Source organism: Microcystis sp. M53602_WE12 (genome assembly GCF_030065455.1).
GTDB lineage: Bacteria > Cyanobacteriota > Cyanobacteriia > Cyanobacteriales > Microcystaceae > Microcystis > Microcystis aeruginosa.
The window spans coordinates 1-1,963 of record NZ_JASJFB010000739.1; the positions used below are offsets into that span (position 1 = coordinate 1).

Sequence of the window (1,963 nt, forward strand, 5' to 3'; positions counted from 1 at the left end):
TAGCAAATGGAGAGAATTCTTGTCCATTAAGAAATGTTACAAATTACATGGGTACATTAAGATAAGTTAAGGGGGTGCATCCATTGATGGATAAGGGTTTTCAGCTATTGTGGTATATATGTATGGGGGAAGTTCAGTTATATAGAGAATGGTTAAGCCTCTGTCTTTTCGCTGTTTACTGTTTGCTGTTTACTAATCACAGGAAAAAAGCTCCCCACTCCCCTCTTCTATGTCTGTTTTGTTACTTTTTTCTTTTCTCTTGGGATAAGATTGTGATCGATCGAGTTTAGGGAATTTTTATGACCACAGAAAGTTTAGCGACTTCGGACGCAATAGAGTCAATGACCGATGAATTTCTGGCTAGTACGAGCAGTCACCAAGAAATGATTGAAATGGTTATTTCTACTCTGCAGCAGAATGATACTGCTATGGTACAACATACAGACAAAGGTTATCTTTGGAAGTTTCAGTATGGTAGCGTTGAGGTATTTGTACAGTTAACTGGGGAAAGCGATGATGATTTTCTAACGGTGTGGTCTTCTGTGCTGAAATTACCCGTTAAGGATGAATTGGGATTAACCCGCAAGTTATTAGCGATGAATTGTGCCGAAACCTTTGAATCTCATTTTGCCATTATGAATGATCAGGTGGTGGTGATTTCTCAGCGCACTGTGGCCGATTTGTCTGCTGGGGAGATTTCGCGAGCAATTACTCTCGTGGCGACGGTAGCAGATAATAATGATGAAATGTTACGAGAATCCTTTGGTGGCAGCTAAAATTTGGCGTTATATCCCTCCAATTATCTCATCGGCAGAGCGACAAATGGCGATCGATTCTTGGTTACTAGAGCAACACCGTTGCAGTCATCATCCCCCGACTCTGCGTTTTTATCAATGGTCGCCCCCGGCTATTTCCTTGGGCTATCATCAACGGCAATATCCTGATTTTTGGCGTGATTTGACTTGGCAAGGTCAAAAAATCTCCCTAGTTCGTCGTCCTACCGGTGGACGGTCTGTACTACATCAGGGGGATTTGACCTATATGGTGGTAAATTCGGGGATGAAGGGGAATATTAGGGAAGTTTACCAGCAAATCTGTCAATTTTTAATCACAGGCTGGCAAAATATCGGTCTGGAGTTGTCCTACGGTGCTGCCGGCCGGGGATATATCCATTCTGCTAACTGTTTCGGTACAGCTACCGGTGCGGATTTAGTCGATAATTGGGGGAATAAATTTATTGGGAGCGCCCAACTGCAACGGGGTTCCTCGGTTCTCCAACATGGTTCGATGGTGCTAGAGCAAGATAATTCGCTGTTTGAGCAAGTTTTCGCCAGTGCTGCCCCTCAAAAGCTGAATTTAGCGCCAGATTTGACCCTAGAGACAATTATCGCTACCCTGAAAACCGCCGCCGAGGAATGCTTCGATTGTCAATTGCTAGAGCAACCCCTAGAGGATTGGGAGTGGCGATCGATTAAACAAATGAATATAAATACTCATTGACAAAAAAGTTTTTGTGTGTATAGAAAATCAATTATGAGTCAAGTTGTATAGATTTGTAATTTTTTGCTAATAATAGTTAAAGGTAGATAGAGACCGCAAGGAACCAAAGTCTTACCGAACTCGAAATTATTGTCTAGCTTGTGCTAGTTTAAGAAACGTTAATCTTTTACAGTTTGTGAGGATTAACTAGCGATCGCATCTAGTTTAGTCAAGCTAATCCAGTCAATCGATCGCGCCATCTTATAAGACAATGGGAGTAATCCCAGACTCAAAAAAGTTAAGAAATCTTGCCCGTGATTTCAGTTAAGCAAGAGGAAAAATACCCATGACCATTGCTGTCGGACGCGCCCCAGAAAGAGGGCTGTTTGATGCTCTCGATGACTGGCTCAAAAGAGACCGTTTCGTCTTCATCGGTTGGTCTGGTTTACTACTCTTCCCCTGCGCCTTCATGGCCCTAGGTGGA

Annotated in this window: 2 protein-coding genes and 1 pseudogene; all 3 read left to right on the plus strand. The window is 42.8% G+C overall.

The window, feature by feature from the left end:
• Positions 1 to 299 precede the first annotated feature (299 nt).
• Entirely contained in the window at positions 300 to 776 is a 477-nt protein-coding gene (locus PX482_RS22820) for a YbjN domain-containing protein (RefSeq protein ID WP_288095196.1), read from the plus strand.
• Positions 739 to 1,500, plus strand: coding sequence for a lipoyl protein ligase domain-containing protein (locus tag PX482_RS22825; RefSeq protein ID WP_002759573.1), 762 nt, complete (start codon positions 739 to 741; stop codon positions 1,498 to 1,500). The genes PX482_RS22820 and PX482_RS22825 overlap by 38 nt, the downstream gene beginning before the upstream one ends.
• A gap of 325 nt (positions 1,501 to 1,825) precedes the next feature.
• A pseudogene (locus PX482_RS22830) lies at positions 1,826 to 1,963 on the plus strand (photosystem II D2 protein (photosystem q(a) protein)); the annotation flags it as partial.